The 19,569-nt window shown below is 62.8% G+C and carries 20 protein-coding genes; 10 read left to right on the top strand and 10 right to left on the bottom strand.

Annotated elements, in window-relative coordinates; genetic code table 11:
• The 4 genes from P3T24_RS03410 to P3T24_RS03395 form a co-directional block, all read right to left on the bottom strand.
• Positions 1-432 (bottom strand): hypothetical protein, encoded by a 432-nt coding sequence (locus tag P3T24_RS03410; RefSeq protein ID WP_074268711.1) that lies wholly within the window; start codon positions 430-432, stop codon positions 1-3.
• A 63-nt stretch (positions 433-495) separates the two neighbouring features.
• A complete protein-coding gene (locus tag P3T24_RS03405) occupies positions 496-1,737 on the bottom strand; it encodes an MFS transporter (protein WP_217272846.1) in 1,242 nt (413 codons plus the stop codon).
• Entirely contained in the window at positions 1,700-2,086 is a 387-nt protein-coding gene (locus P3T24_RS03400) for a YybH family protein (protein ID WP_074268713.1), read from the bottom strand. Before P3T24_RS03400 ends, P3T24_RS03405 begins: the two co-directional genes overlap by 38 nt.
• Positions 2,087-2,146: 60 nt before the next feature.
• Positions 2,147-2,398, bottom strand: a complete 252-nt coding sequence (locus P3T24_RS03395) for a YkvA family protein (protein WP_074268714.1) — start codon at positions 2,396-2,398, stop codon at positions 2,147-2,149.
• Positions 2,399-2,717: 319 nt separating this feature from the next.
• Here P3T24_RS03395 and P3T24_RS03390 point away from each other — a divergent pair, with 319 nt between their 5' ends.
• From P3T24_RS03390 to P3T24_RS03380, 3 genes are all read left to right on the top strand, one after another.
• Positions 2,718-3,623, top strand: a complete 906-nt coding sequence (locus P3T24_RS03390; protein WP_074268715.1) for a PadR family transcriptional regulator — start codon at positions 2,718-2,720, stop codon at positions 3,621-3,623.
• A gap of 53 nt (positions 3,624-3,676) precedes the next feature.
• Positions 3,677-4,492 (top strand): siderophore-interacting protein, encoded by an 816-nt coding sequence (locus P3T24_RS03385; protein WP_074268716.1) that lies wholly within the window; start codon positions 3,677-3,679, stop codon positions 4,490-4,492.
• Positions 4,493-4,561: 69 nt separating this feature from the next.
• A complete protein-coding gene (locus P3T24_RS03380; RefSeq protein ID WP_429410141.1) occupies positions 4,562-5,821 on the top strand; it encodes an MFS transporter in 1,260 nt (419 codons plus the stop codon).
• Positions 5,822-5,827: 6 nt separating this feature from the next.
• Here the strand turns inward: P3T24_RS03380 and P3T24_RS03375 are convergent, their stop codons facing one another.
• The 3 genes from P3T24_RS03375 to P3T24_RS03365 form a co-directional block, all read right to left on the bottom strand.
• On the bottom strand, positions 5,828-6,604 hold the full coding sequence (locus tag P3T24_RS03375) for an enoyl-CoA hydratase (protein ID WP_429410374.1): 777 nt from the start codon (positions 6,602-6,604) through the stop codon (positions 5,828-5,830).
• Positions 6,605-6,714: 110 nt separating this feature from the next.
• The gene (locus tag P3T24_RS03370) at positions 6,715-8,439 is read right to left on the bottom strand and encodes an AMP-binding protein (protein WP_429410143.1); all 1,725 of its coding nucleotides are present in this window, start codon (positions 8,437-8,439) and stop codon (positions 6,715-6,717) included.
• A 111-nt stretch (positions 8,440-8,550) separates the two neighbouring features.
• Positions 8,551-9,684, bottom strand: a complete 1,134-nt coding sequence (locus tag P3T24_RS03365; RefSeq protein ID WP_074268720.1) for an acyl-CoA dehydrogenase — start codon at positions 9,682-9,684, stop codon at positions 8,551-8,553.
• 258 nt (positions 9,685-9,942) lie between these two features.
• On the opposite strand from P3T24_RS03365, the gene P3T24_RS03360 reads away from it, so the two are divergent.
• The 5 genes from P3T24_RS03360 (at position 9,943) to P3T24_RS03340 (ending at position 15,351) form a co-directional block, all read left to right on the top strand.
• Positions 9,943-10,986, top strand: a complete 1,044-nt coding sequence (locus P3T24_RS03360; protein WP_429432426.1) for an AraC family transcriptional regulator — start codon at positions 9,943-9,945, stop codon at positions 10,984-10,986.
• Between the two features lie 102 nt (positions 10,987-11,088).
• A complete protein-coding gene (locus tag P3T24_RS03355) occupies positions 11,089-12,663 on the top strand; it encodes an NfeD family protein (RefSeq protein ID WP_429432423.1) in 1,575 nt (524 codons plus the stop codon).
• A complete protein-coding gene (locus P3T24_RS03350) occupies positions 12,660-13,436 on the top strand; it encodes a slipin family protein (RefSeq protein ID WP_074268723.1) in 777 nt (258 codons plus the stop codon). The genes P3T24_RS03355 and P3T24_RS03350 overlap by 4 nt, the downstream gene beginning before the upstream one ends.
• A gap of 66 nt (positions 13,437-13,502) precedes the next feature.
• Positions 13,503-13,766 carry a DUF4148 domain-containing protein gene (locus P3T24_RS03345; RefSeq protein ID WP_429432420.1) on the top strand — a complete coding sequence of 88 codons (264 nt, stop codon included), beginning with the start codon at positions 13,503-13,505 and terminating at the stop codon, positions 13,764-13,766.
• A 283-nt stretch (positions 13,767-14,049) separates the two neighbouring features.
• Positions 14,050-15,351 (top strand): NCS2 family permease, encoded by a 1,302-nt coding sequence (locus P3T24_RS03340; RefSeq protein ID WP_429432417.1) that lies wholly within the window; start codon positions 14,050-14,052, stop codon positions 15,349-15,351.
• 102 nt (positions 15,352-15,453) lie between these two features.
• On the opposite strand, the gene P3T24_RS03335 is transcribed toward P3T24_RS03340, so the two are convergent.
• Complete coding sequence (locus P3T24_RS03335) at positions 15,454-15,744, bottom strand: DUF1488 domain-containing protein (RefSeq protein WP_074268726.1); 291 nt, start codon at positions 15,742-15,744, stop codon at positions 15,454-15,456.
• Positions 15,745-16,081: 337 nt separating this feature from the next.
• Positions 16,082-16,282 carry a DUF2964 family protein gene (locus P3T24_RS03330; protein ID WP_074268727.1) on the bottom strand — a complete coding sequence of 67 codons (201 nt, stop codon included), beginning with the start codon at positions 16,280-16,282 and terminating at the stop codon, positions 16,082-16,084.
• Positions 16,283-16,532: 250 nt separating this feature from the next.
• On the opposite strand from P3T24_RS03330, the gene P3T24_RS03325 reads away from it, so the two are divergent.
• On the top strand, positions 16,533-18,575 hold the full coding sequence (locus tag P3T24_RS03325; RefSeq protein WP_429432414.1) for a sigma-54-dependent Fis family transcriptional regulator: 2,043 nt from the start codon (positions 16,533-16,535) through the stop codon (positions 18,573-18,575).
• A gap of 98 nt (positions 18,576-18,673) precedes the next feature.
• The gene (locus P3T24_RS03320) at positions 18,674-18,976 is read left to right on the top strand and encodes a 2Fe-2S iron-sulfur cluster-binding protein (protein ID WP_429432411.1); all 303 of its coding nucleotides are present in this window, start codon (positions 18,674-18,676) and stop codon (positions 18,974-18,976) included.
• Here the strand turns inward: P3T24_RS03320 and cysC are convergent.
• Positions 18,973-19,560 carry an adenylyl-sulfate kinase gene (gene cysC, locus P3T24_RS03315; protein ID WP_429432408.1) on the bottom strand — a complete coding sequence of 196 codons (588 nt, stop codon included), beginning with the start codon at positions 19,558-19,560 and terminating at the stop codon, positions 18,973-18,975. The two genes, P3T24_RS03320 and cysC, sit on opposite strands and share 4 nt — an antisense overlap.
• Positions 19,561-19,569 lie beyond the last annotated feature (9 nt).

Here is a 19,569-nt window from a genome sequence, read left to right as displayed (position 1 = left end):
TCAGTGGTACGTCGTCGTCGAAGACTGCAGCTTCGTCAGCACTCCTTGCTTGAATCGAAACCAGCCTTGTGGGCCTTGCATCACGACTTCGTCGCCTTGCCAGAAAACGCGCTTAACCATCATGCGCATGGTCAGGCGCTCCACCAGTGGCGGATGGTGGCGAAAGTCGTACAGCACCGGCCCGGAATCGGTCTGCACAAGCATTCGCGCGACGGCGTCATTTGCGCCGCCGATGTCATCGAAATGCGTGAGCGTATTCGCGCCGAAGCGATCGAAAATGCCGTTGTCGACGGTTGCCACGAAACCGCGATCGACGCGCTCAAATTGCAGTTCGCCTGAGGGTGTAACAAGTGGGCCGGACGCGTTGCTTTGCGCATGAACACAAGTCGCGAAGGAGGCGGCTGCGAGCGCGGTGAGGAACAGTCGTTTCATGTTGCCTTTCAGATTCAGCGGCTTCTCCGACCAGGGAAAGGCGCGCGAAGAGACTCGTCGAAATCAATACACCTTGAAGCTTTCAGTGCGTGCCATCAATGCCAGTCCGATAACGGCAATGCCGGCGAAGAGCGCTGGCAGCAGGAAGACATTAGGAATACCCAGGAATGCCACTCCGAAACCGCCCGCGACGCCTCCTAACGCCGAGGCGAGAGCCGTCGAACTCATGAAGATTGCCGACGCCGTCGCTACCGCGCTGGGAAGCAGGCGTTGCGCGACGATGATGCCCAGAACCATAAATATGCCCCAGACACCGCCCATGAGGATCTGTCCGGCGAACATGCCCGCTGCAGACGGCCAGAGCGCAAAGCAAAAATTGGCAAGCACCGCCATGGCGGCCGCGATACACATCAGCCACACGTTGCCAAGCTTGCGGCCCAGGCCGATGCTGAAGGGCATGATCAGCAGTTCGATGAACGGCTGTATTCCGATGACCGCGCCCCGTACCGCCGGACTCAGCTTGAGGTGCTCTTCCATGTAAATCAGCAGGAATCCGTACTTCACTGGCTCCCCCGCGTAGACCAACACGAAGAGTCCTGTGAACGTCAGCAGTGGAAGCATGGCACGTAGGCTGGAGTGCCGCGCGGGCTCACTCGCCGGCTCCGGTTTGAGCTTGACGGGTGGATTCAGCGTTCCGAGAGGTACGATCTGTAACAGCGTACAGATGGCGGTCATCCAGAGCATGGGGCGCAGGCCGTAGGCAGCCGCCACCCACGATCCCAGGACAGGCCCGACGATCCATCCGCCGGTAAGCGCCATACGGACGACGGCAACGACACTCTCATTTTCGTCGCCGGGCTTATCAGTGAGTTCATCGTGAACGGCCGCAAAAATTTGCGAGGCGGTAGCACCGGAAACGGCCAGCAAAGCAATGGCGATGACGAAGGGCATCCAGACCGAAGTGGAGAGGGCTAACCCCGCCCAGCCCAGAAAGCCCGCCACAGCACACAGGCGAAAAAGACCGAGGCGATTCCCGGTTCGATCGGAATAACGGCCGACGAGATACCCCGTGACTGGCGCCGCAAGGCTGGTCATGTAATAAAGTCCCGCCAGCGGCAGCGAGGCGCCGAGTTCCTTCACCAGAAACAGAACGATCTGTGGTGCGGCCGCCGATGTGCCGAGCCCCGAGAGAAACATCGCAATCGTTGCGCCGAAGAGAAGCCTCGACACTGCAACTTGACGCAATGCAGATTGACTGCCGCTTTGGTCAGACATCGTGAGACGGCCGGGTTGCAGACGGTCCAAGGTGCTCCTGAATGATTTGCCACCCATCTCCGACACGTACGACGACCGTAGTGCCTCGGCCCGTTCCCGAGGCTGGCTGGCCCTCGATCAGTCCACTCCACTCGAAGCCATATGTGCAGGCAGCGCTGTCGTCGTGGACATAAGTCCAAACGAGATCCTTAATAACGTAGCGCTCGCCCTGTATGAGATCGAAGGTCGCTCTGATGGCACCTTCGATTTCCGCCTTTCCGAAGTAAGTCCCTTCACTGAAAATGAAACACGCGTCTTCGTGAATCAACGGTGCGACTGCCTCCCAGCGGTGAGTCGCTAACGCATCTTTGTATGCTGCGAGCAATGTCTTGTGGTCCATGTAATTTCTTTAGCGCCGGCACATCCATGCTCTCGACGATCCAGTTATCCGCGTGGGATCTCATCGACGACGTAGACGTTGCAATTCGGTTGGTAGAAAGCGGACCATCAAATGCAATGCCATCGGGACCAGCACACCGTCGTCCACAATCCCGACGAATGGAACAGCAAAATTGAAAGGATCGATCGCGTACAACGCCACAAGAGCGAATGCGGGCATCAGCCATACCGGACGGTCCGGGTGCCTCAGCGCATACCAGAGCACCCGAAGATCGTTCTTGACCACCTTCAACAGCAAAACGATTTTTTTCATCTCGACAGATCCTCCACCCGTTCCGTTCCTGCATCGGCTACGCCGCCTGCCGCTTCTGAATCTGCGAGCGCCGTATTTCGCAACTCGAATGCTACTCCAGGATCGGACGCGATAGCCTGCGCCTCCACTGTCTCCCAACCCCCGCACCAGGCAACACCTCAATTTTGTGCTGCGCATAACGCCTCAGCACTTCGACCGCGGCGCCCCCGCCCTCCACACACCAAACAAAAAACTGATCCATCCCCGTATTTTCTCTTTGACAGAGTATCTTTAGATATATATCTTAAGACACATCTTAAGACACACCCGGAGAACGCAGATGCGTCATTCACATCATTCCCGCCGTCATCACGACATCGACGGCATGTATTCCACCGACCGTTTCTCGCTGCATGCGCTGTGGCATGCCCTCAGCCGCGAGCAATACCGCGAGGGCGGCCGCGAACGCCACGAAGGCCGTGGCGAGCGCGAAGGCCGCGGCCACGCCCGCTCACCCCGTGGTTTCGAAGACTTCTTCGCCGCCCGCGGAGCCTTTCCCGAGCGCTTTGCGCTGCACGCCCTGTGGCACGCCATCGGCCGCCATCAGCACCATCGCGGCGAACGCGGCGGTGACCGTAGCGGCCGCTTTGGCGGTCCCGGCGGCCCTGGGGGTTTCGGCGGCGACGGAGACGGTTTCCCGCGCGGCCGCAAATTCAGCTCGGACGATCTGCAACTGTTGCTGCTGGCCCTGCTGGACGCCCAGCCGAGCCACGGCTACGAACTCATCAAGGCGCTCGAAACACGCTCGAACGGTTTCTATAGTCCGAGTCCCGGTATGGTCTACCCCGCGCTGACCTACCTCGAAGAAATCGGCTTCGTGACCGTCCAGCTCGAAGGCAACCGCAAGCGCTACGAACTGGCCGACGCCGGCCGCCAGCACCTCGCTGACAACCGCGAACGGGCAGAGATGATGCTCGCCAAGCTGAACCATATTGCCCGCAAGATGGATTCCGTGCGGCGCGCCTTCGCTGGCGAAGAGCCGCTGGATCCGAGCGAAGGCGGTTGGCTGCCCGAGCTGATCGAAGCCCGCCGTGCCCTCAAGCATGCGCTGTTCCGCCGCGACAACGTACCGGCCGACGAACAACGCCGCATCGCCGCGATCCTCGCGCGCGCCACGGCTGAAATCGAAGGCAAGCCGGACGCAGGCACGAACACCGGCACCGACGCCGGCGCGGGAGATATCTGAGCCCAGGTGGCCAGAATCCCGCGCGCTACCCGACATCACCGGAGAGAACATTTATGCTGACCAGGTCCGATCTCGCGGTTACCCGCGTACGTCATCCGCTGAAATTCCGTTTGCTGCAAGTCACGCGGGTTCATCCGCTGACGCCTCATCTGATTCGCGTCACCCTCGCCGGTGACGATCTGCACGACTTCGAATCGGCTTCGTTCGACGATCACATCAAGGTCTTCTTCCCGGCGCCGGGCGCCGACAAACCGGTGCTGCCAGAGGCAGGCCCGAACGGCCCGGTGTTCCCGGAAGATCAGCCGCGACCCGTGGCGCGCGATTTCACGCCACGCCGCTATGACCGCGCCGCGCGCGAGCTGGATATTGAATTCGCGATGCACGAAGCCGGGCCGGCCGCGAGCTGGGCAGCGCAGGCAAAGGTCGGGCAATATCTGGGCATCGGTGGTCCGCGCGGCTCACTGGTCATTCCCACCGCTTTCGACTGGCATCTGCTGATCGGCGACGAGACCGCCCTGCCGGCCATCGCCCGACGTCTGCAGGAGCTGCCTGCCGGCACCCGCGTGGCGGCGGTCCTCGAAGTCGCCGATCCGTCGGCGCGCATCGAATTCGATACGCAGGCCGAACTGCATGCGGTGTGGCGCTACCGCAGCGACTCACCGTATCGCGGCGACGCATTGCTGCAAGCGGTCCGTGAAACGTATCTGCCGGATGGCGAAGGCTATGTCTGGGCTGCCGGCGAATCCGCCACGATGCGCGCGGTGCGGTATCACCTGTGCACTGAGCGCGGCGTCGACAAATCGCGCATCCGTGCGGCGAGCTACTGGAAACAGGGCGCCGTGGCGGTGCACGAAAACCTCGACGACTGAGCCCGCGCAAACTCGCCAACATCATCGCCAGCCCCACGGCTGGCTTTACCCTTTTCAAGGATCTTGCCGATGTATTCCATCAGCACAAAGCACGAACGGCGTCTACTCTGGCTGCTCGCGCTGACGCAGTTCACTGTCATCATGGACTTCATGGTCATGATGCCGCTGGGTCCGCAGATCATGCATACCTTCGGCATTACACCAGCGGCCTTCGCGACGGCAGTGTCGGCTTACTCGTGGTGTTCGGGACTGTCGGGGCTGTTCGCCGCCACCTATATCGACCGCTTCGACCGGCGCAAGCTGCTGTTGACGGTGTACGCACTGTTCGCGGTGTCCAACCTGGGCTGTGCGCTCGCCAGCAGCTTTCCGTTGCTGCTCGCGGCGCGCGCATTTGCCGGTATTACGGGCGGTGTGCTGGGCTCGGTGGTCATGGCGATCGTCGGCGACGTGGTTCCGGTGCAGCGCCGTGGTGCGGCCACCGGCATCATCATGACCTCGCTCTCGCTGGCCGCGATTGCCGGCGTGCCGGCCGGCGTCATGCTCGGGGCGCACTTCAACTGGGCGGCACCGTTCCTGCTGCTGGTGGTGCTCTCCGTGGTGATCTGGTTTGCCGGCATGCAGATCGTGCCGTCGCTGGCGCAGCATCTGAGCCGCCGGCCACCGCCGTTGAACCAGGTCTTGCCCGACCTCGGACGCCTGCTCACCAATCCGCGGCATCTGAATGCGTTTGCGCTCACCTTCATGATCATGGTGTCGCATATGCTGGTGATTCCGTTTATCTCGCCGATGCTGGTGCTCAATCACGCCGTGGCGCCCGCAAATCTTTCGTGGATGTATATGGGCGGAGGTTTCGCGACGTTCTTTACGTCGCGTGCGATTGGGCGCCTTGCTGACCGCTACGGCAAGCATCGGGTGTTCCGCATTGCCGCTCTGGTGTCGTTGCTGCCGGTGCTGTTCGTGACCCACCTGCCCAATCTTCCGTTCGTGGCGATGGTGCTGTTTTTCCCGTTCTTTATGGTGTCGATGTCAGGACGGATGATCCCCATGCAGGCCCTGCTCACGACGGTTCCCGAGCCTACCCGCCGGGGTGCATTTCTCAGTGCGAACAGCGCGTTACAGGCGCTGGGGATGGGCTGCGGTGCGTGGCTCGGCGGCTTGATGCTGACCAATACCGCGAGCGGACAGATTGCCGGTTATGGCACGGTGGGCTGGGTAGCGGCGGGCATCACGATCGCGGCTGTGTTGTGGGTCAACCGGGTCAAGGCAGCGGCGGATAACGCACCGCCTGCCGCCGCTGAGTTCGTTGCGGAACCGTTGAGCGAGGTTTGACGCAACCTACGCTACATGCCATTGCGGCGGCCGCTTCTCGAGAAACGCGTTGACGCCTTCGCGTTGATCCGGCCCATCGAAGAGATCGACGAAGCGCTCGCGTTCAACCGCGAGCGCCGCCGAACGCGGCACGCCTTGACGGCCCTGATGGATCAGGGTCTTGCTGAAAGAGACCGCCTGCGGACTGAGCGTCGTCACACGTGCCGCCATTGCTAAAGCGGCTTCGCGTGCGGCGCCCTTCTCCACCACTTCTTCGACGAGGCCGATCCGCAATGCCGTCGCGGCATCGATGCGCTCGCCCGTCAAAATCATCCGCTTCGCCCAGCCTTCGCCCACCAGCCACGGCAGCGTCTGCGTGCCGCATCCGCAAGGCAGCAAGCCCACTGCCGTTTCCGGCAACGCGAGCTGCGCGTGCTGCTCGGCAATCCGGATATCGCAGGACAGCGCGCATTCGAGGCCGCCGCCCATCGCGTAGCCGTTGATCGCGGCAATCACCACGGCGCGTGCGTTTTGCAGCGTCTCGAAGGCGGCGCCGAAGCGCGCAGCGGCAGTACGTGCGACATCGCGATTGCCATCCGCGAAGGTGTTCAGATCGGCGCCCGCGCTGAAGAATTTCGGACCGTCACCGGTGATGACAATCGCGCGCACACGAGCCTCACCGTTCAGGCGTTCGACCGTATGTTGCAGTTGCAGGAGTCCGTCCGGGGTGAAGGCGTTCGCGGGCGGGCGTTTGAGCGTGAGCAGGGCGACGGCGCCGTCGTTTGCGTAGTCGAGTTCGATCATCATGCGTCTCCGGCTGGAAATGCTGTGCTATCGCCGCTGCGCGTAACCGGACGCACGGTTCATAGCGTTTGAAAAAGAGGTAGACAGTGCAGCGCTGCGACGGCTTCGGTCTATTTACTATTCCCGCCCGACAGATCCGCGAAGTCCTCTTCCCAGTACTCCCCTGGCAGACGCGCGGGTTCGGCGGTCCGTTCCAGTTCGCGGCGCCGCAGTTCAACGCGGCGGATCTTGCCGGAGATGGTCTTGGGTAACTCGCTGAATTGCAGACGGCGAATCCGTTTGTACGGGGAGAGTTTTTCGCGCGAAAACTGGAACACGCTGCGCGCGAGTTCGGGGCCGGCTTCATAGCCATGACGAACCGTGACAAACGCTTTCGGCACGGACAGGCGCACGGGGTCGGCACTCGGCACCACGGCCGCTTCGGCAATCGCCTCGTGCTCGATCAGCACGCTCTCCAGTTCGAACGGACTTAGCCGATAGTCGGACGACTTGAACACGTCATCGGCGCGGCCCACGTACACGTAGTAGCCATCGTCGCGTCGCAGCGCCACGTCGGAGGTGTGGTAATAGCCGTTGCGCATCGCCTGGACGGTTGCATTCGCGCTGTTCGCGTAGCCCGTCATCAGGCCAAGCGGGCGCTGCGCGAGCGGCAAGGCAATTTCGCCTTCGCTGACGGGATGATCGTCGGCATCGACGAGTTCGATGCGGTAGCCCGGCAACGGCCGGCCCATCGAGCCCGGCACCACTGGCTGACCGGGCGAGTTGCCGATCTGGCAGGTCGTCTCGGTCTGGCCAAAGCCATCGCGGATCGTCACGTTCCATGCATGCCGCACACGCTCAATCACCTCCGGATTCAACGGCTCGCCCGCGCCGACGATCTCGCGCAGCCTGACCGGATAGTCGGCCAGCGGCTCCTGCACGAGCATGCGCCAGACGGTCGGCGGCGCGCACAGCGTCGTGACGTTGCAGCGCACCAGCACGTCGAGCGTTTCTTTCGGCACGAAGCGCGCGTAGTTGAAGACAAACACGCAGGCCTGCGCATTCCACGGTGCGTAGAAGCAGCTCCACGCATGCTTGGCCCAGCCGGGTGAACTGATGTTCCAGTGGATATCGCCCGGTTGCAGGCCGATCCAGTACATCGTCGACAGGTGACCGACCGGGTAGCTTTGATGCGTATGCTCCACGAGTTTGGGCTTCGACGCGGTGCCGGACGTGAAGTACAGCAGCAGCGGATCGGTGGCGCGCGTCGGACCATCGGGCGTGAACTGCGGGGTGGCATCGTAAGCGGCGGAAAGATCGATCCAGCCGTCACGCGGCGCGCCGACCGACAGACGCGTCAGCGGGATATCGAGGCCATCGAATTTCGCCAGTTCCGCGCTATCCACCACCACGAATTTCGCCTCGCCGATCTGGATGCGGTCGCGCACGTCGTCGGCGGAAAGCTGGGTGGTTGCGGGCAACACGATCGCGCCGAGCTTCATCGCCGCCAGCATCACGTCCCAGAGTTCGACGCGATTCGGCAGCATCAGCAGCAGGCGGTCGCCACGTCCTACGCCGATACCGCGCAGAAAATTCGCCATCCGCGCCGAGCGTTCGGACATCTGCGCATACGAGAACTTCGTGCCCGGGCCACTGGGAGCGTCGACGATCCACAAGGCCGGGTTGTGGTTGTCTTGCGCGATCACATCGAAATAGTCGAGCGCCCAGTTGAACTGATCGAGCACCGGCCAGGCAAACTCGCTATACGCGCGCTCGTAGTCCGTGCGATGGCGCAACAGGAGATCGCGCGCATCGAGGAAGGCCTTCGTCGAAATCGGAATGGTTCGCTCGGTCATCGTCGTCTCCTTTGTCGAAGGGGGTCAGCGCTTCAGGGCTAGCTCCCGTCTCGTGCAGATGCTGCCGTAGCGTCCGGCGCATGTGCGTTCTATTGGCGTTTCATTCTGCACTCAAACGTGTCGCGCGATCACCATTCTTTGTACTTCGCTCGTCCCTTCGTAGATCTGCGTGATGCGGGCGTCGCGATAGTGACGCTCCACCGCGTAGTCCTCCAGGTAGCCATAGCCGCCATGAATCTGGATCGCGTGCGAACAGACCTCCTCGGCCATCTCGGACGCATACAGCTTCGCCTGCGATGCCTCGGACAGGCACGGCTTGCCCGCGCTGCGCAGCCGCGCCGCGTGATGCACCAGCAGCCGGGCAGCGTTCAGGCGCGTGAGCATATCGGCCAGCATATTGGCAACGGACTGGTGTTCCGTCAGCGGCTTGCCGAACTGGATCCGCTCGCGAGCATAGAGACGCGCCGCATCGAAGGCTGCGCGGGCGATGCCCAGTGCCTGCGCCGCGATGCCGATGCGTCCGCCTTCGAGATTCGACAAGGCGATGCGCAGCCCTTCGCCGCGCTGGCCGAGCAGATTCGCCTCGGGGATGGCACAGTCCTCGAACGAGATCGGGCAGGTATCCGAGGCGCGGATGCCGAGCTTGTGCTCGGGGCGGCCCACGTTGAAACCGGGGGTGTCGGTGGGCACGATAAAAGCCGAGATGCCTCGCTTGCCCAGTTCGGGATCGGTCACGGCAAACACGATGGCGATGTTCGCCCGCGCGCCGTTGGTCACAAACTGCTTGCTGCCGTTGATTATCCATTTACCGTCGCGCAACTCGGCACGCGTGCGCAGGTTATGGGCTTCCGAACCGGCCTGCGGCTCGGTCAGGCAGAACGCGCCGATCCGGCGTCCGGTAGCGAGATCCTGGAGGTACTCATTTTTCTGCGCCTCGGTGCCGAAGTTGAGAATCGGGCCGCAGCCGACCGAGTTGTGCACGCTCATCAGCGTCGCGCATGAGGCGCAACCGGCGGCGATTTCTTCAAGCGCTAGTGCATAGGCGATGTAGTCGGTGTATGAGCCGCCCCATTCGGACGGCACGATCATGCCGAGAAAACCCAGCTCGCCCATCTGCGTGACGACCTGATCGGGCAGTTTTGCCTCGCGGTCCCATTGCGCCGCATGCGGCACGAGGCAATCGACCGCGAAGTCGCGAGCTGCGTCGCGGATCATCCGCTGTTCATCGGTGTAGAAATGGTCCATGGCTTACGCCTGTGTCTCCGTCCAGATTAAACAAGTGTAGCAAGCCGCTGGACAGCTTCGATGCTCTGCCCGATCATTCTGCGTGAGCGCATTTGCCATGCCCGCGTGATCCGGCAACGTTTCTGCACGTAAATTGACGGGGTCACTGTTCTCTGGCACGCGCAATCTTGAGCGCGTTTGCCAGCCTGGGCCGGTTGTGCCCCACCCTTGGCCGCCCACCGAGCTTGAGGCCCATGCCATGCAACCCATTCCGATTCAATGACGCCGAAAAACGATAAAGGGACGATTTCGCTGAGCCTCGTCGAAGAAACGCTGGCGCTCGCGCGGGCGCGCGGTCTCGATGTGAAGCCGCTCGTCGAAGCCGCCGGCATTGCGCCGCAGATGCTGGCCGCGCCGAAAAGCCGGGTTTCTTCAGCGCAATACGGCGCGCTGTGGGTCGCCATTGCGAACGCGCTCGACGACGAGTTTTTCGGCCAGGATCCGCATCCCATGCGTCGCGGCAGCTTTATCGCCATGACACAGGCAGCCTTGACGGCACGCACCGGCGGCCAGGCCCTGGCAAGGGCGCTCAGTTTCATGCGCCTGGTGCTCGACGATCTGAGCGCACAACTCAGCACAGACCCCGGCCGCGTGCGGATTGCGTTCAACCATCGGGACGGCACTCCGCAGCCGACCATGTTCGCCTACGCAACGTATTTCATCCTGGTCTACGGACTGGTGTGCTGGCTGGTCGGGCGGCGCATTCCACTGCTGGCGGCGCGCTTTCGCTGCGCCGAGCCGCCTGCCGCGCAGGAATACCGGCTGATGTTCTGCGAAGACATGCAGTTCGGCGAGGACGCGTCGTACGTCGACCTGGCGCCGGCGTTTCTCGAACTGCCCGTGGTTCAGACCGCGCAGTCACTCAAGCCGTTTCTGCGCGATGCGCCGGGCAACTTTGTCGTCAAGTATCGCAATCCAGGCTCGCTGGCGGCGCGGGTTCGCAAGGTGCTGCGTGCGCTGCCGGCGGCCGGCTGGCCCGCCGCCGATCAGATGGCGCTCCGTCTGCATGTTGCGGAAGCAACCATGCGACGGCATCTGAAGCAGGAGGGCTATACCTACCAGTCCATCAAGGACGACCTGCGGCGCGATATTGCCATCGCCGAACTGCAGGACACTCGGCGTAGCATCGCGCAAATCGCTACACGGGTGGGTTTCGCCGAGCCAAGCGCATTCCATCGCGCGTTTCGCAAATGGACCGGCATGCGGCCGACCGATTACCGGCTCGAGCGGGCCGATCTCACGCATCCCGCGGAATCGGACTAAGCTGTAAGCAGCAGGCCCTTTTTTCGGCCGGCGCCGCCCGATCTCACTCGCCACGTCTCATCTGGGACGGTCGGGTCCGATACGGCGCTCTGGCCGTCCGCGATGAGAACGTACCCGTTTCTCCCGTTCCGGCAATCCGGCCCGCACCCCCGGCGTATCCCCGGTGGTCTAGCGGTCCGGTTTCTACGCGGCGTCGCCGCGCTAGGCCTCCTGCTGGCGTTCGCCGGCACCCTTCCCCCTGGCATAGAGGCTGCGCCGGCGCCCGGCGGCGTCATCGTGATCCCCGTCAGCGGCGCTATCGGACCCGCGAGCGCCGACTTTATCGTGCGCAGTCTGCAACGCGCGGCGCAGCAACAGGCGTCGCTCGCGGTGCTGCAGCTCGATACGCCCGGCGGCCTCGATACCTCGATGCGGCAGATCATCAAGGCCATTCTGGCTTCGCCTGTGCCGGTCGCCGCATTCGTGGCGCCGAGCGGTGCGAGGGCCGCGAGCGCGGGCACGTATATCGTCTACGCAAGCCACATCGCGGCAATGGCGCCCGGCACCAATCTCGGCGCGGCGACGCCGGTGCAGGTCGGTCTGGGCGGCGCGGAGCCAGCGGGACAAAGCGCACCCGGCTTGCCGGCGATGAACCCGGGCGGCCAGGGAAGCGCTGGTGCACCAACGGCCGTATCAGGAACATCCGGGGCATCAGGCGCCGCGGCAGCCTCAAGCGCTCCTGCCGCGCTGCCACTCGACTCGCAATCGACCGAAATGCGCAAGCAGGTCCACGATGCCGCCGCCTATATTCGCGGCCTCGCGCAACTGCGTGGCCGCAATGCCGATTGGGCCGAGCATGCCGTGCGCGAAGCCGTGAGCCTGTCGGCTAACGAAGCGCAGGCCCAGCACGTGATCGACCTCACCGCGCGCGACGTCCCCGATCTGCTGCGCAAACTCGACGGCCGCATGGTCAACACCGTTTCAGGCAACCAGCCGCTGCATACGGCCAACGCTCCAATCATCACGCTGGAACCCGACTGGCGCAGCCATTTCCTCGCGGTTATCACAGACCCGAACGTGGCATTGATTCTGCTGATGATCGGCATGTACGGCCTCTTTTTCGAATTCGCCAATCCCGGCTTCGTGCTGCCCGGCGTAGTAGGCGCGATCAGCCTCTTGCTCGGCCTGTTTGCCATGCAGATGATGCCCATTAATTACGTGGGACTGTGCCTGATCTTGCTGGGGCTCGCCTTCCTGGTCGCGGAAGCGTTTCTGCCGACCTTCGGCGCGCTGGGCTTTGGCGGCATTGTCGCGTTCGTGGTCGGCGCGCTGATGCTGATCGATACCGATGTGCCGGGCTACGGCATTCCCTTGCCGGTGATCGCGGCCGTCACCGCATTCAGTGCGCTGTTTGTATTCACGGTATCGAGCGTGGCGCTGCGCGCGCGCCGACGGCCGGTCGTGACCGGTTCGGAAGCGCTGATTGGCAGCCTCGGCGTGGTGCTCGAGGAAGGGCTTGTGCCGCACGGAGGCGGGGATGCAGGCGTGGGTTGGGCGCGCGTGCATGGCGAGCGCTGGCAGGTGTGTAGCGCGGCGCCGCTTGCGGCCGGCCATGCGGTGCGTGTAACGGCGCGGCGCGGCCTCACGCTGACCGTGGTGCCGGAAGGATCACAACATGCAGAAGGGGACCCCTCATGATTGGTTTCACATTCGGCTTCAGCAGCATTCTGATCGTGCTGGTGGCCGTGCTGATTGCCTCGTCGATACGTATTTTTCGCGAGTACGAACGCGGTGTGGTCTTCATGCTCGGCCGCTTCTGGAAAGTCAAGGGACCGGGGCTCGTGCTGATCATCCCGATCGTCCAGCAGGTGGTGCGCATGGATCTGCGCACCGTCGTGTTCGACGTACCGCCACAGGACGTGATTACGCGCGACAACGTCTCGGTGAAGGTCAACGCGGTGGTGTATTTCCGCGTCGTCGATCCGGAACGCGCGGTGATTCAGGTGGCGAAATACTTCGAGGCGACCAGCCAGTTGTCGCAGACCACGTTGCGCGCAGTGCTCGGCAAGCACGAACTTGACGACCTGCTTGCCGATCGCGAGCAACTCAACGCGGATATCCAGAAGGTGCTCGACGCACAGACCGATGCCTGGGGCATCAAGGTGGCGATCGTCGAAATCAAGCATGTGGATATCAACGAAACGATGATCCGCGCGATCGCCCGCCAGGCCGAAGCCGAACGCGAGCGGCGCGCGAAGGTGATTCATGCGGAAGGCGAGTTGCAGGCCTCGCAGCATCTGCTGGAGGCGGCCCAGACGCTGGCGCAGCAGCCGCAGGCGATGCAACTGCGCTATCTGCAGACGCTCACGACGATCGCTGCGGACAAGAACTCGACCATCGTGTTTCCGCTGCCGATCGATTTGCTGAGTGCCGTGCTGGACAGGATGGGCAAGCCGTCGTCGGCAGCTTAAATGTCGAATCAGGCAAACCGCACCCTGATTCCAGGGTTTGTACTGATCGCTCCAAAGGAGCTTGTGATGAAAACCATCTCTCGCATTACCCTCGGCGCACTGCTGGCGGCATGCTGCGCAAGCACCGCATTTGCACAGACATCGCAGGGTTCGTGCAACCCGTATGCGCCCAAAACCCGCGCCGACGTGAAAGCGGATTACATCCAGTGGCGTGCGGCGGGCTACGATCCGCAGGACTGGATCAACTATCCCTACAACGCGCAGCAGGCCGGACGGATCGTCGCACAGCGGCGTGCAATGGCGGGTATTCCGGCTGGCTGCGTGCAGTAAACGTGTCTGCTGCGGCAAGCGCACTTGCCGCGCCTTGCCTGGTGTCGCGCCGCACCGTCCGGGCGCCGGCACGGTATCATCTCGCCCCTTCGATAACACACAAGCAGCCCGGCATCCGGGACTGTTGCATCGGCTCCACGCCAGCCATGCCGATCCGGTACATCAGCGTCAATCGTGACTACAATCCGCCCGTAGCGCTTTGCGAGCGTCCGCCGCCGTGTGAAGCGGCGGCGCCTGCCGAACAACACAACAAGCAACTTCATCACGATCCGAGACCCGCCTAATGGACTCCGTAAAACGATACTTCGGCTTCGACGAAGCTGGCACCAATCTGCGTACCGAACTGCTCGCAGGCCTGACCACCTTCCTGACGATGGCGTACATCATCTTCGTCAACCCGGCGATTCTCGGCGATGCAGGCATTCCCAAAGATGCCGTGTTCGTCGCGACCTGCCTGGTTGCGGCGCTCGGCTCGCTGATCATGGGTCTGTACGCGAACTATCCGATTGCGTGTGCCCCCGGCATGGGCCTGAACGCGTATTTCGCCTATACGGTCGTCAAAGGCATGGGCTTCACATGGCAGGCTGCGCTCGGCGCGGTGTTTATCTCCGGGTGCCTGTTTATGATCGTCACGCTGTTCCGCGTGCGCGAGGTGATCGTCAATGGGATTCCCCATTCGATCCGCATCGCGATCACTGCGGGTATCGGCCTGTTTCTCGCGATTATTTCGCTGAAGTCAGCCGGTGTGGTGGTCGGCAATCCGGCTACGCTGGTCACGCTCGGCAATCTGCATGACCCACATGTGATTCTCGCGGTGATCGGCTTTTTTGCCATCGTCACGCTCGATTATCTGCGGGTACGCGGCGCGATTCTGATTGGCATCGTCGGCGTAACAGTGCTGAGCTTTTTCTTTGGCGGTAACCAGTTTCACGGCATCCTTTCGGCACCGCCGTCGATCGATGCGACGCTGTTTCACCTCGACATTCGCGCGGCCCTCTCGGCTGGCGTGCTCAACGTCATCATGGTGTTCTTCCTCGTCGAACTGTTCGATGCAACCGGCACGCTGATGGGCGTCGCCAACCGCGCGGGCCTGCTGGTCGAAGGCAAGATGCATCGTCTGAACAAGGCGCTGCTCGCCGATAGCACCGCCATTCTCGCTGGCTCCTTGCTGGGCACTTCGTCGACCACGGCTTACATCGAAAGCGCATCGGGCGTGCAGGCGGGCGGGCGCACCGGCGTCACGGCGATCACCGTCGCGGTGCTGTTTCTGCTTGCACTGTTCTTTGCGCCGCTCGCGGGCGTGGTGCCCGGCTATGCGACCGCACCGGCCCTGCTGTATGTGTCGTGCCTGATGCTGCGTGAAATGGTCGACCTGCCATGGGACGACGCCACCGAAGTGGTGCCCGCCGCGCTCACGGCGCTGCTTATGCCGTTCACTTATTCGATTGCGAACGGTGTGGCGTTCGGCTTTATCTCGTACGCGGGACTGAAGCTGCTGACGGGCAAGGCGCGTCAGGTCAAGCTGGTGGTGTGGATCATCGCGGCGATCTTTCTGTTCCGCTATTTCTATCTGGGCGCCGACTGAGCATCTGTGGGGCGGCGAGCGAGCAGGCAGGCGCCGCCGCTCAAGCCTGGCAGCGCCAGGCTTTGCTTGATTAGCCTTACTGAGTAGTGCCCGGAGGTTGCGTCAGTTGCGCCAGTTCGCTTCGTAGAAGCGCACATAGCCGCTGCGCAAAACCAGGCATTGCGCACGCGTTTCCGACAGCAGACGGCGCGTTGCAGCTTCAATACGCGCCCGATGCTCGGCGAAAGCGCCGACCATATCTTCCAGACGCGGCGATGCCGCGCCGTAGTGGTCCTCAAGTGCCTCGGCAGTGATCATGCACTCCACCCTTTCCCCATCAATCATTGCCGGGAACGCCAGGGTAAGTTCGCGCCCCGAATACTCAGGGGTTTCGTTCGGGAAAATGATCTGCATGGGATTCGCCTTGGTTTGACAGGGTGGATCACTCGAGGCCGCGCACGCCTGTTTTTAAGTGCCTCCCTCAGTGCTCGAGGCGCGGGCTACACCAACCGCAGAAACGCGCGCAAACACGCTCGCTGCGGGTGATTTCATTACTGTAGACGAGTTCCGGCGCGCCGCAAGTTTTCCTTCGAGGTGGCCCAACTCTGGTGCAGGTCAAACCCTGCCTGGGGCCACACTACTCACACTGCGCGCGCTGCGGACACAGCCGCGCCCGCCAGCGGGTGTACTTACGCATCCGTCGTCGACCTGCTTGCGTCGCGGACAGCGTCGCAGGCTGTCACCGAGCTGTCTACGAGTGATCTCGCGGCCAGAGATTCAGGAAAGCGGCAGAGGCGATAACGCCCAGTGCTACCGTTGCGGCCCCCGAGAGGGTCACCCCGTTCTCGTCGAACAACATTCCGTGGATCACGACCGCTATGCCTATGACTGCGATAAACGTCGCAAGCAGTGCAAGCACAACCCCTACTTCCGTATGTTCCGTGTGCACCATGGCGTACTCCCAAACTGGCGCTAGCGAGGCGGGCAAGGCCTCAATGGGGCACGGCGCGAACGCGTCCCATAGTTCAAATCATTGCACCTCTGCGGGCGAAATCAAGTACGGAATAGCCCGCAGCGTGCGGCATGCGGGGTATGCGTCCGATCCTGTAAGATGAAACTTCGACGGCGCGGCATGCTGCGCTGCGGGATGGCAACGGACGGGCAATGTACCCGCTGTGTCGAATTCCAACCGGAGACGAGCAGTGACCCATCGCCCTTGCACGCCCCCTATGGCGCCTGCCCCTGGCCACGCCCTGGCTGGCCATCTGGATCTGATTGCGCAGTCCCATGCACGTTCGCTCGAGGTGGGACTGCGCGCTTCGGAAACGCCTGATTTCCATCCATTGCGCCAAACGGCCCTGCGCCAGCTCGTCGAGCGCAATCACTCGCTGTATGCGCACGCGCTGCCGGTGATGGAGACGCTGCACGCACAGATCGTCGACACCCAGAGCATGGTGCTGCTCACCGACGATCACGGCGTGATCCTGCATAGTCTCGGCGACAGCGACTTTATCGAAAAGGCCAACCGGGTCGCGCTATGTCCAGGCGTGTCGTGGGCCGAAGCGGACCGCGGCACCAACGCGATCGGCACTGCGCTGGTCGAGCGTCAACCGGCGGTCGTTCATGCCGACGAACACTTTCTTCACGCGAACCGCATCCTGACCTGCTCGTGTGCGCCGATTGCCGATCCGTATGGCCGCATCATCGGCGCGCTGGATGTGAGCGGCGACACGCGCGGTTTTCATAAGCACACCTTGGCGCTCGTGCGGATGTCCGCGCAGATGATCGAAAACCATCTGTTTGCGAATCAGTTTGCCGATGCCGTGCGGATCCATTTTCATGCGCGCGCCGAATTTATCGGCACACTGTACGAAGGGCTCGCGGCGTTTGCGCCTGACGGCACGTTTCTGTCGGCCAATCGCAGCGCCCTGTTTCAATTGGGCGAGCCGCTTGCGGCGCTGCAACGGCAATCGTTCGAAACGCTGTTCGGCAGCGCATTTGCGGCCCTGCTGCAACAGACGCTCTGCGCGCCCGGCGAATGCACGACGCTGATGCTGCCGAGCGGTGTGCGCGTAATCGCGCGCGGTGAATTTGCTGCGCCGCGTCAGTTCGTGCAGGCCGGCGGCGTTGGCGAGCAATCGGGCGTGGCCACGGTGATTCGTCCGACAGCCCGTGCGGTAACGCCAGCGACGCTCGCCACGCTCGATACCGGCGACACGCGGATGGCGGCGATCCTGCGCCGTGTCGAGAAAGTCCGCGGCCGCGATATTCCGATCCTCGTGCTCGGCAAAACGGGCACCGGCAAAGAATGGCTGGCCCGCGCGATCCATCACGATTCGCCGCGCGGCACGGCGCCGTTTATCGCCGTCAATTGCGCGTCCCTGCCCGACACGCTGATCGAGGCCGAGCTGTTCGGCTACGAAGACGGCGCGTTTACCGGCGCAAAAAAACGCGGCCGCGTCGGCAAGATCGTGCAGGCTGACGGCGGCACGCTCTTTCTCGACGAGATCGGCGATATGCCGCTCGCGCAACAGGTGCGGCTCATGCGTGTGCTGCAGGAGCGCACGGTAACGCCGCTCGGCAGCACGCGGGCGATTCCGGTCGACTTGCGGATCGTCTGCGCAACCCACCGCAATGTGCGCTCGATGATCGAAGACGGCACCTTCCGCGAAGACCTTTACTACCGGATCAACGGGCTGGTCGTGAGCTTGCCTGAACTCAGCGAACGCACGGATATGCCGGCGCTCGTGTCGCACATCCTCGCCGCGCAGTGCGAGGGCGAACGGATGCCGGTGCGCGTCTCGGATGACGTGCTCGCGTGTTTCAGACGTTGCCCTTGGCCTGGCAATCTGCGGCAACTGGCGAACGTCCTGCGTACGGCCGCGATCATGGCTGAAGGTGCAGCGCAGATCGAGATCGAACATCTGCCGGAAGATTTCCTGCAGGAATGCGACGATGCGTCGGACGACGCAAGGGCGCGGGAGATTGCGACAGAAGCAGTGTCCGCAACGACGACGACGCACAACGCAAACGCAGCCGCCGCGCCCCAGCGCACGTCCGCTTCGCCAGCCTCGCCGGCTCGGATGGAAGAGTGGCAGGCTACCCTGATCGCGCAAACCCTCTCGCGCCACGGCGGCAACGTCTCCGCTGCGGCACGCGAACTCGGCCTCGCGCGCAATACGGTCTACCGGTATCTACGCCGCGCGCCGAACCCATCAATGGAAACACCGGGGCAGCGCAAGTAGCGACGCAACTTCACCGGTATTCGCAGTCGGACAGGCGAGTCTGAGGTATCGTGACGGGCTGACTCCAATCCCACGCACGATGGTCGCTGTCTGAAGCAATGTCCGAAACCAAGCCCCCGTTCTCGGTGCGGGTCGAGCCACTCGGCCGCACGTTCGAAGCGCCCGACTCGCTGACCGTGCTCGAAGCCGCCGGCTTCGCCGATCTGCGTTTGCCGCGCTCGTGCCGCAATGGCACATGCAGGACGTGTATGTGCCGGCTGGTCAGCGGCGCGGTCTCGTACATCGTCGAATGGCCGGGATTGAGCCGCGAAGAGAAGGCCGACGGATTTATCCTGCCCTGCGTAGCGGTGGCGCAATCGGATGTGGTGATCGAGGTACCGGACGCCGTGGAGATAATCTAGCGGCTTTGATGTCCCGCGCCCTTCACGCTCTCCGTTCGCACACGCTTGCCCAGACGCAAAATAATGGTGGCCACCGCGCTTTCGACCCGGCAACGCGACGTCTCGATCACGAGATCCGGGTTGGCCGGGACCTCATAAGCGGACGAGACGCCGGTGAATTGTGCAATCTTGCCGAGTCGCGCCTGCGCGTACATGCCCTTCGGATCGCGCTGCGAGCAACGCTCGGCGGACGCCGAAATGAAAGTTTCCAGAAAGCCAGCGCCGATAATCCCCCGGGCCAACTCACGCTGAGCGGCGAGCGGCGAAATGGTGGCGACCAGCACCACGTGACCCATCTGCTGAAACAGTCTCGCAACATGAGCAATGCGGCGAACATTTTCGAGGCGGTCAAGATCTGAAAATCCCAGATCCGAACACAGGCCCTCTCTAAGCGTATCGCCGTCGAGCACCACGACTTTCGTGCCCTGCTCCAGCAATGCTGTGTTCAGTGCCTGCGCTATCGTGGTCTTACCCGCACCTGGCAGTCCCGTCATCCAGATAACCGGCGGTAATTCGGCGCTCGTCAATCCAACATTGGCGTTCATGAAATCGCA

It is taken from the genome of Paraburkholderia sp. GAS33 (genome assembly GCF_050436645.1).
Lineage (GTDB): Bacteria > Pseudomonadota > Gammaproteobacteria > Burkholderiales > Burkholderiaceae > Paraburkholderia > Paraburkholderia phenazinium_B.
The sequence above is the reverse complement of the archived record's forward strand: the minus strand, read 5'-3'. Positions and strand labels throughout refer to the sequence as shown.

Bases quoted from the DNA above. Each gene is read 5' to 3' on its own strand.
- P3T24_RS03410 (WP_074268711.1), bottom strand. From the start codon at position 432: ATGAAACGACTGTTCCTCACCGCGCTCGCAGCCGCCTCCTTCGCGACT.
- P3T24_RS03400 (WP_074268713.1), bottom strand. From the start codon at position 2,086: ATGGACCACAAGACATTGCTCGCAGCATACAAAGATGCGTTAGCGACT.
- P3T24_RS03395 (WP_074268714.1), bottom strand. From the start codon at position 2,398: ATGAAAAAAATCGTTTTGCTGTTGAAGGTGGTCAAGAACGATCTTCGG.
- P3T24_RS03390 (WP_074268715.1), top strand. From the start codon at position 2,718: ATGCGTCATTCACATCATTCCCGCCGTCATCACGACATCGACGGCATG.
- P3T24_RS03385 (WP_074268716.1), top strand. From the start codon at position 3,677: ATGCTGACCAGGTCCGATCTCGCGGTTACCCGCGTACGTCATCCGCTG.
- P3T24_RS03380 (WP_429410141.1), top strand. From the start codon at position 4,562: ATGTATTCCATCAGCACAAAGCACGAACGGCGTCTACTCTGGCTGCTC.
- P3T24_RS03375 (WP_429410374.1), bottom strand. From the start codon at position 6,604: ATGATCGAACTCGACTACGCAAACGACGGCGCCGTCGCCCTGCTCACG.
- P3T24_RS03370 (WP_429410143.1), bottom strand. From the start codon at position 8,439: ATGACCGAGCGAACCATTCCGATTTCGACGAAGGCCTTCCTCGATGCG.
- P3T24_RS03365 (WP_074268720.1), bottom strand. From the start codon at position 9,684: ATGGACCATTTCTACACCGATGAACAGCGGATGATCCGCGACGCAGCT.
- P3T24_RS03360 (WP_429432426.1), top strand. From the start codon at position 9,943: ATGACGCCGAAAAACGATAAAGGGACGATTTCGCTGAGCCTCGTCGAA.
- P3T24_RS03355 (WP_429432423.1), top strand. From the start codon at position 11,089: ATGAGAACGTACCCGTTTCTCCCGTTCCGGCAATCCGGCCCGCACCCC.
- P3T24_RS03350 (WP_074268723.1), top strand. From the start codon at position 12,660: ATGATTGGTTTCACATTCGGCTTCAGCAGCATTCTGATCGTGCTGGTG.
- P3T24_RS03345 (WP_429432420.1), top strand. From the start codon at position 13,503: ATGAAAACCATCTCTCGCATTACCCTCGGCGCACTGCTGGCGGCATGC.
- P3T24_RS03340 (WP_429432417.1), top strand. From the start codon at position 14,050: ATGGACTCCGTAAAACGATACTTCGGCTTCGACGAAGCTGGCACCAAT.
- P3T24_RS03335 (WP_074268726.1), bottom strand. From the start codon at position 15,744: ATGCAGATCATTTTCCCGAACGAAACCCCTGAGTATTCGGGGCGCGAA.
- P3T24_RS03330 (WP_074268727.1), bottom strand. From the start codon at position 16,282: ATGGTGCACACGGAACATACGGAAGTAGGGGTTGTGCTTGCACTGCTT.
- P3T24_RS03320 (WP_429432411.1), top strand. From the start codon at position 18,674: ATGTCCGAAACCAAGCCCCCGTTCTCGGTGCGGGTCGAGCCACTCGGC.
- cysC (WP_429432408.1), bottom strand. From the start codon at position 19,560: ATGAACGCCAATGTTGGATTGACGAGCGCCGAATTACCGCCGGTTATC.